Source organism: Sphingomonas sp. IW22, from assembly GCF_041321155.1.
Taxonomy (GTDB): Bacteria; Pseudomonadota; Alphaproteobacteria; order Sphingomonadales; family Sphingomonadaceae; genus Sphingomonas.
On the sequence record NZ_JBGGWB010000015.1, the window covers coordinates 1 to 7,417 of the forward strand.

General features: G+C 64.0%; 6 protein-coding genes, 1 pseudogene and 1 other annotated feature. Of the genes and pseudogenes, 1 reads left to right on the forward strand and 6 read right to left on the reverse strand.

The genetic code is table 11. From position 1 onward, the window contains the following. Positions 1 to 1,811 (reverse strand): annotated as a pseudogene (locus ACAX61_RS19375) (Tn3 family transposase); the annotation flags it as partial. Positions 1,812 to 1,888: 77 nt separating this feature from the next. Here ACAX61_RS19375 and ACAX61_RS19380 point away from each other — a divergent pair. Next, entirely contained in the window at positions 1,889 to 3,313 is a 1,425-nt protein-coding gene (locus tag ACAX61_RS19380) for a transposase (protein ID WP_370716190.1), read from the forward strand. 6 nt (positions 3,314 to 3,319) lie between these two features. On the opposite strand, the gene ACAX61_RS19385 is transcribed toward ACAX61_RS19380, so the two are convergent. The 5 genes from ACAX61_RS19385 to ACAX61_RS19405 form a co-directional block, all read right to left on the reverse strand. Beyond that, positions 3,320 to 3,886: a recombinase family protein gene (locus ACAX61_RS19385; RefSeq protein WP_004212894.1), complete on the reverse strand. Its 567-nt coding sequence runs from the start codon at positions 3,884 to 3,886 to the stop codon at positions 3,320 to 3,322. A gap of 142 nt (positions 3,887 to 4,028) precedes the next feature. Next, positions 4,029 to 4,262, reverse strand: a complete 234-nt coding sequence (locus ACAX61_RS19390; protein ID WP_004213294.1) for a cold-shock protein — start codon at positions 4,260 to 4,262, stop codon at positions 4,029 to 4,031. Between the two features lie 18 nt (positions 4,263 to 4,280). Then, positions 4,281 to 4,475, reverse strand: coding sequence for a TraR/DksA family transcriptional regulator (locus ACAX61_RS19395; protein ID WP_004213295.1), 195 nt, complete (start codon positions 4,473 to 4,475; stop codon positions 4,281 to 4,283). Positions 4,476 to 4,629: 154 nt separating this feature from the next. Then, positions 4,630 to 5,472 (reverse strand): universal stress protein, encoded by an 843-nt coding sequence (locus ACAX61_RS19400; RefSeq protein ID WP_004213296.1) that lies wholly within the window; start codon positions 5,470 to 5,472, stop codon positions 4,630 to 4,632. 11 nt (positions 5,473 to 5,483) lie between these two features. Beyond that, positions 5,484 to 6,968, reverse strand: a complete 1,485-nt coding sequence (locus ACAX61_RS19405; RefSeq protein WP_007684580.1) for a SulP family inorganic anion transporter — start codon at positions 6,966 to 6,968, stop codon at positions 5,484 to 5,486. A gap of 87 nt (positions 6,969 to 7,055) precedes the next feature. After that, positions 7,056 to 7,110: a sequence feature (sul1 is cis-regulatory element that is thought to sense ions involved in sulfur or methionine metabolism; They are found in Alphaproteobacteria), on the reverse strand. Positions 7,111 to 7,417 lie beyond the last annotated feature (307 nt).

Consider the following 7,417-nt stretch of genomic DNA (forward strand, 5'->3'; position numbering starts at 1 on the left):
GTTGCCGGGATCACCTGGGTTGCGAACGGCGCATATTGATCGGACACATGGCTGTATCCCTTGAGGCCCGGGACGTTGCCATATTTCGCGTTGATCAGATTCATCGCCTCGCCCTGCTCGTTAGCAAGGAAGAACTGCCCGTCGCTGGATGCCGATTGCCCTTGTCCCCAGAAGGCGGCCATGGGCAGGGCGGCGTGGGCCTCCACGATCATGGCGAGCGCCCGATCATAGGCGCTGCCTTCGACATGCCAGCGCGCGATCCGCAGCAATTCCCAGAAGCTGTGCGTGTTGGTCGCCGCCGCCATCTTGCGCAAACCGAGATTGACGCCTTCCGCCAGCAACACGTTCATCAGGCCGATCCGGTCGCTGCAGGGCGCGCCGGTGCGCAGATGCGTGAACGCCTCGGAAAATCCGGTTCGCTCATCGACTTCCAGCAACAGATCGGTGATCCTCGCGGGCGGGAGCTGTTGATAGAGATCGAGCACGAGATCCTCGGCCCCTTCGGGCGTGTCGGCCCTCAGCTTGTCGATGTGCAGCTTGCCGTTCTCGATGATGCCGCCTGGGATCGTGCCGGTTCGCGCCGCGCGGCCAAACTCCTTCAGCCGTGTATCCAGTCGAGCCCTGCGCTCGGCCAGCCATTCGCCGGGTCGCAGCGGCACGGCGAGCCGCGCGGTCTGCTCTATCGCCTGTGGCGGGACCAGAAGCTGCTTGAGGTCGCCATAGCGGCGCGATCCCGCCAACCATATGTCACCGGACCGGAAGGCGTCGCGGATGTGGAACAGCACCGCGATTTCCCAAAGCCGGTGGTCGCCGCTGGGCTCAGCGCGAAGATGACGATGCCATTTCGAGTTGGGACGTAGAAAATCCACCGGCGGATCGACCTTGATCCCGTTACGCAGCATCGCAACGGCCGCCAGAAGAGGCGTGGCGATCGGCGCCGCCTGCATGTCGAGCAGGCGCAGCATCCTGGGCGCGTAGAGGCGGAAACGGTGATAGCCGTCCAGCACACGGCTGAGCGGGTCGGCCGCGAGCACGTTGGTCAGCGCGGAGGCCGTGGCGACAAGGGTTCTGAACCGTTCCCAGCCAGGCCCGGTGGCGATTATCCCGTCCAGGGCCGTGCCATCGTCCTGCGCTCCAAGCAAAGCACCACCGATTTCGGCAAAGGACTTCAGCGTGTCCCGAACGGCCGCCTTTTCGTCGGCGATCCTGGTGTTGCAAAGGCGTTCGGAGGCCCGATAGAGACGGCCTACGATGCGATCGTGGGTCTCCACGATGACATCGGCCAGCGATGACCGCCATTCCAGGGTGCAGACAGCGAGGATCGCAAGCCGCCTGTCTTCGGGCAGATCACGCATGCCGTCGGCGTAATAGCGCTCGCCCTGCCGGCGAAGCCGGGTCACACGATGCGCCGGCACGCCGTCCAGCAAATCCGCCGGAAGATCGAACCTTTGAAGATATTCCAGTCGATCCATCAGCCGGTTAGCGGCTGCTGAATTTGCGCCAACCTCGAACTGTCGCAGCCATACGAAGCGCGTGACGCGACCATCCACCGTATCCTCCAACAGGTGAGCCAAATTCTCGCTCAGGGTTGGCGTGATGCGATGGGCGATAAGATCCTCGATCCGGCGCTCGGCCTCAACCAGCGCATCGGCGCAAAGGCGCTCGATCGTCGAGGAGCCGGGAAGGATCGTGCGGGTGCGGCGACACTCCGCAACGAAGCGACGGGCAAGATCCTCATTCGATGTCGCCGCCTCGGCTTCCCGAGCGATCCATTCGCGCAAATCCCGTGCGCCCCGCCCCGAAAAGGAGCGGGGCTGTTGAAAAAGGCCGAGTGATCCGATCGCGCTCCTGACGGGTTCCCTGCTTCGACACATCGGGAGCAGCGGCCATGATGGGTGAGCAACAGCGAGGCGGCAAGGCCGCAAGTTGGCGGGCGCTGGGAGCGATGATCCCCGCCGATCACATCCTACGCAGGATAGACGGGCTGATCGACCTGGGCGAACTGCGCGATGCGCTCGCCCCGCACTACAGTCACCGTGGGCGTCCCTCGATCGCGCCCGAATTGCTGGTTCGCATGGCGATGATCGCTCGCCTCTATGGCATCACGTCGGAGCGCCGGCTGTGCGAGGAAGTCCGCTTCAACCTCGCCTACCGCTGGTTCTGCCGATTGCCGCTCGATGCGCCCGTGCCGCACCACTCAACGTTCAGCAAGAACCGGCATGGCCGCTTCCGCGATGCCGGCATCTTTCGCATCCTGTTCGAGCAGACGGTGCGGCGCTGCGCCAACGCGGGGCTGATTGCCCACAAGGATGCCGCAATTGACGCGTCGTTCGTCGCCGCTGATGCAAGCTGGCAGCGCAAGATGCGGGACGCCGACATGGCCGCGCCCCGGCTTCCCCGCCCGGTTTGTGAATGGCTGGCAGATCAGGCCAATGCTCCACCGCAGGATTATGGCGTACCGCGTGGCAAGCCGGCCGAGGTGTCACGCACCGATCCGGCGTCGGCGTGGTCGGCGCGCACGGCGCGGGGGCGGTTCGGCTATGCCTTCAATGTCCTGATCGACACGCCGGGAGGGGTGGCGATCGATGTGGAGGCCAGTCCCGCCCGCTTCGCAGCGGAAGTCGATGCGGGGCGGACCATGCTGGCACGGGCCGACGATCGGTTCGGCTACCGGCCAAAGCGTGTCGCGGCCGATACCGCCTATGGCAGCGCCGCGTTCCTGGCGTTCGTCACCGATCGCGGCACCATCCCGCATATCCCGGTGCTGGAACGATCCGAACAGACCAAGGGCAAATTCCCCCGCGAAGCCTTCCGCTATGAACGGGAGCAGGACCGCTATGTCTGCCCCGCTGGGAAGACACTACCCTTTCGCGGTGCCGATCGTCGGGCCGGCTTCCTCCGATACAGCGCCAGTCCCGCCGATTGCCGCGCCTGTCACCTCAAACTGAAATGCACCGCAGGCAGCAACAGGTCGGTGACGCACAGCGAACACGAGGACGTGCGCGAGCTGGTGCGCGGCGAAATGCAGACGCCCCTATTCAAGCGGTCGATGCGGCTGCGTCGGAGCGTCGAGCGGGTGTTTGCCGATGCCAAGGGTAAGCGGGGGCTAACCCGTTTGCACCTTCGCGGCCTGCGCGGTGCCGAGGAAGAGTTTTTGTTGGGCGCGGCCATTGCCAATCTGGTGCTATTGGCCCGTCCTGACGCACGACCGGCACGGACCCGCCGCCCGCCCCCGGTGCCGGAACGGATCGACCACATGGCCCGGATCAGCCGGGGCCGGTTTGAGCAATCCTACTACGCGACGATCTTCTGAGACCGATTAGCCGGGTTCGCGCTCGGCCGCAGGGAAGTGGCGATAGAAGGTGGAACGGCCGACCTGGAGCAGCTTTGCGACCTTCGCCGGTTTGTCGCCGGCCTTGAGCAGCTTGCGGGCTGTGTCGAGCATGTCGGGCGTCATGACCGACTTGCGGCCTCCACCCGTGCCGCCCTTTGCCCGTGCCGCTGCCAAACCGGCAATCGTCCGTTCCTTTATCAGTTCGCGCTCCATCTCCGCGACGGAAGCGAGGATATGGAACAGCAGCCGGCCCGATGGGGTGGCCGTGTCGAACCCGTCCGTCAGCGATCGGAAATCTATCTTGCGAGCGGACAAGTCTGCCGCCAGTTCGATCAGGCCCCCGATCGATCGGCCAAGGCGATCGAGCTTCCATATCACCAGCGTGTCACCGGCCCGCACGAAGTTGAGAGCTTCGGTCAGACCGGGCCGGTTCAGCTTCGCGCCGCTCACCTTGTCGGTGAACAGCTTTTCGCAGCCGGCCTTGGTCAGCGCGTCGGTTTGTAGCGTCAGGTCCTGATCGGAGGTCGAGACACGCGCATAACCAACCAGCATGAGTCCCGTTATCCCATCTCAAACAGCGAATTTCGGGACTCATATTTCGGGAACATATTTTGGGAAAGCCCTTGGCGGGGATACGGCGGAATTTTGTGTCGGTGACAGTCGTCCCGTTGGAGGTTCGTTTTTGGGAAACTGCTTATCGTCCGGGCGGGGGCGGTTCGTCGAACAGCATTTCCAGATCATCGGCCTCAAACCCGCCCTTGGGGCGTTCGACGAGCGTGAAGCGCCATCGCTGCCCGCGCCGTAGCTCAGTGAACCCGGCGCGCTCCGCCGCTCGGACGTGGACAAAGACCTTGGGCTGCTTGTCGTCACGAGAGATGAAGCCCCAGGCCCCACCACGGTCGAGGTATTTGATCGTTCCGGTCGGCATGATGCCTTCCTTTCGGGCCTAGCCCTCCTTGGCGCAGGCGAGGCACATCGTCGTCGCGGGCGCACGATCGAGGCGCTTGGCCTCGATTTCCTCACCACAGCGGACGCACCAGCCATAATCGCCGCTGTCGATCCGCATCAGTGCGGCGTCGATGCGGCTACATTCGGCTTGCCGGTGCCGCTGCGCCGCCAGTGCCATTGCCTGCACCTGCATGGCGTCGATCCGCGACAGGCGGCCGACGCTTTCCTGATCGAGCGTGACCGGGGCGCGCGTTTCCTCGGCCGCCGCATCATCGGCGACGAGCTGATCGCGAAGCGCCAGCAGTTGCCGACGCCGCGCATCAAGGTCCGGCGCGTCCCCGGCTATGTCAGCGTACCAACAGTACCGGGGCGCGAACGGTGCGGATCATCGTTGTCGTCGTGCTGCCGACGATCAGGGTGCGAAGCGGCGAGTGTCCATAGGCACCCATCACCAGCATCGCGCCGGGATGCGCCGCCATATGATCGCCGATCACCGCATCGACCTTGCCGTCACGCAGGACGGTTTCGGAACAGGCGGGCAGCGTTGCTGCCGCTGCGCCGAGCTGGTCGCGGTGTTTGCCATCATCCGGCCCCGCCATGACGAGGTGTACTGGCAAACCACCGAACAGCGGCGAGGTAGCGACATGACGGACAGCGCGGCAGGCGGCGGGGCTGTTGTCGAAGGCGATCACCACCGCGTCAGGTGCCTTGGCTTCGCGTGAGGCGATCAGCACCGGCTTGTCGCTGGCACGCACGACCCGTTCGACCTTGGAGCCGATATGGTCGGTCGCGAACTCGCCCGACGCGCCGCGCTTGCCGATGATGACCAATGCAGCATCGGCTTCACGCTCGACGATCGTCTCCACGATCCCTCCATGCAGGTGCATCGACGCGACCGTGATGCCCTGCTCCTTCAAGCGAGTGCCGCCTGCGTCCAGCAGGATGCGCCCTTCCTCGATGGCAAGACGCCCCGCCGCTTCCTCGATGCGGGTCAGCTCTTCCAGCAGCTCGCTTTTGACACCGAGGCCGATCGCGCCGCTATGATCGTTGCGCGATGCCACGGCATCCTTGCGCTGGACGACGTGCAGCAGCTCGACATCGGCCCCGAGCCGGGTAGCGGCCCAGGCCGCCAGATCGACGACGCTGGTCGCGTAGGTGGATGCGTCGATACAGGCCAATATGCGGTTCATAAGCCCTCTCCTCAGTGGGCGCCGAGCGCTGCTTCGGCGCCGGGCTTGTCATGGACGGCGAAGCGATCGACCATCGTCGCGCTCGCCTGATTGAGGCCGATGACCTCGACATGGGTGCCTTCGCGGCGGAACTTGAGGATCGCCTTGTCGAGGCTCCCCACCGCCGAAATGTCCCAGAAGTGCGCGGCGGTCAGGTCGATGACCACATTGTCCAGCACCTCCTTGAAGTCGAAGGCGTCGGCGAACCGCTCGGACGAGGCGAAGAACACCTGACCCGAGACGCGGTAGGTCCGCGTCCTGCCATCCGCGCTCAGCTCGGATGCCACGTCGAACAGGCGCTTGACCTTGCTGGCGAAGAACAGACCGGACAGGATCACGCCTGCGACCACGCCTTGCGCCAGATCGTGCGTCGAGACGACAACCAGCACCGTCACCAGCATGACAACCGACGACTGCCACGGATGGCTCTTGAGGTTCCTGATCGATCCCCAGGAGAAGGTGCCGATCGACACCATAATCATCACCGCGACCAGCGCCGGCATCGGAATGCGGGCGACCAGCGGCCCCAGTACGACGATCAGGAACAGCAGGAACGCGCCCGACACAAAGGTGGAAAGGCGGGTGGAGCCGCCCGACTTCACGTTGATGACCGACTGCCCGATCATGGCGCAGCCGCCCATCCCGCCGAGGAAGCCGGTCAGAAAATTGGCGATACCCTGCCCCTTCATCTCGCGGCGCTTGTTCGATGGCGTGTCGGTCAGATCATCGACGATCTGCGCGGTCATCATCGATTCCAGCAGGCCAACCGCCGCCATCGTCAGCGAATAGGGGAAAATGATGCGCAGCGTTTCCAGCGTGAACGGCACCTGTGGGATGCCGAACGCTGGCAGCGACGAGGGCAGCTTGCCCATATCGCCCACCGTGTTGACCTTGATGCCGGCATAGATCGAGACGATCGTCAGGATCACGATCGCGACCAGCGGCGACGGGATCGCCTTGGTCAGACGCGGGAACAGGTAGATGATCGCCAGGCCCGCCGCGACCATCGCGTAGGTTTCCCACCCGACGTTCGTTAGCTGGGGAAGCTGCGCGATGAAGATTAGGATCGCGAGCGCGTTGACGAAGCCGGTGATGACCGAGCGTGACACATACTGCATCAGCAGGTCGAGCTTCAGGAAGCCGGCGACGCCCTGGATCAGTCCCATGAGGATGGTGGCGGCAAAGAGGTACTGGACGCCGTGATCGCGGATCAGCGGCAGGACAAGAACCGCAATGGCGGCGGTTGCGGCCGAAATCATGCCGGGGCGTCCGCCCACGAGCGAGATGATGACGGCGATGGAGAAGGAGGCAAACAGCCCGACGCTTGGATCGACGCCGGCAATGATCGAGAAGCCGATGGCCTCCGGGATCAGCGCGAGCGCGACGACGATACCCGCAAGCACGTCGGCGCGCGGGTTCGAGAGCCATTCGCGTCGAAGCGAAGTAGCAAATGTCATGTAGAAACCTGATCGCAATAGCGAGGGGCGCACGCCGTCAGACGCGTTCAATCAACGATACTCGGAAGCGAGGCCCAAATTCGCTAAGGTTATCCCGGGGATAGGCGCCGGGCCGAGCCACCCGAATCAATCCGGGTCCGTCGAAGGCCTCTAGATAGTCACTGATCGGACCATATTGCAACTGCGAACATCAGCAGCCTGCATTCCCATAATACCATCCCATGCGAGACGGGATCGCAAAACCTTAGGGTGTCATTCCGCCCTCAACCGTACCCGGCCGCGAGCGGCGCATTTTTCAACAGCCCCAGGTGTTTTCCGACGCCCTCAGGCCTTAGACCCCATGACTGCCCGAGCCTCGGAGGCTCGAATCTGAGATGCTGATGATGGATTTTTCAGCAGCGGAGGCGAGTCATGACGGAGGCAGTGAAATACGTTGGTCTGGACGTGCA

Excerpts from the sequence above, each read along its gene's own strand:
- ACAX61_RS19400 (WP_004213296.1), bottom strand. The coding sequence starts at position 5,472 with ATGAACCGCATATTGGCCTGTATCGACGCATCCACCTACGCGACCAGC.
- ACAX61_RS19385 (WP_004212894.1), bottom strand. The coding sequence starts at position 3,886 with ATGCTGGTTGGTTATGCGCGTGTCTCGACCTCCGATCAGGACCTGACG.
- ACAX61_RS19390 (WP_004213294.1), bottom strand. The coding sequence starts at position 4,262 with ATGCCGACCGGAACGATCAAATACCTCGACCGTGGTGGGGCCTGGGGC.
- ACAX61_RS19405 (WP_007684580.1), bottom strand. The coding sequence starts at position 6,968 with ATGACATTTGCTACTTCGCTTCGACGCGAATGGCTCTCGAACCCGCGC.
- ACAX61_RS19395 (WP_004213295.1), bottom strand. The coding sequence starts at position 4,475 with ATGCAGGTGCAGGCAATGGCACTGGCGGCGCAGCGGCACCGGCAAGCC.
- ACAX61_RS19380 (WP_370716190.1), top strand. The coding sequence starts at position 1,889 with ATGATGGGTGAGCAACAGCGAGGCGGCAAGGCCGCAAGTTGGCGGGCG.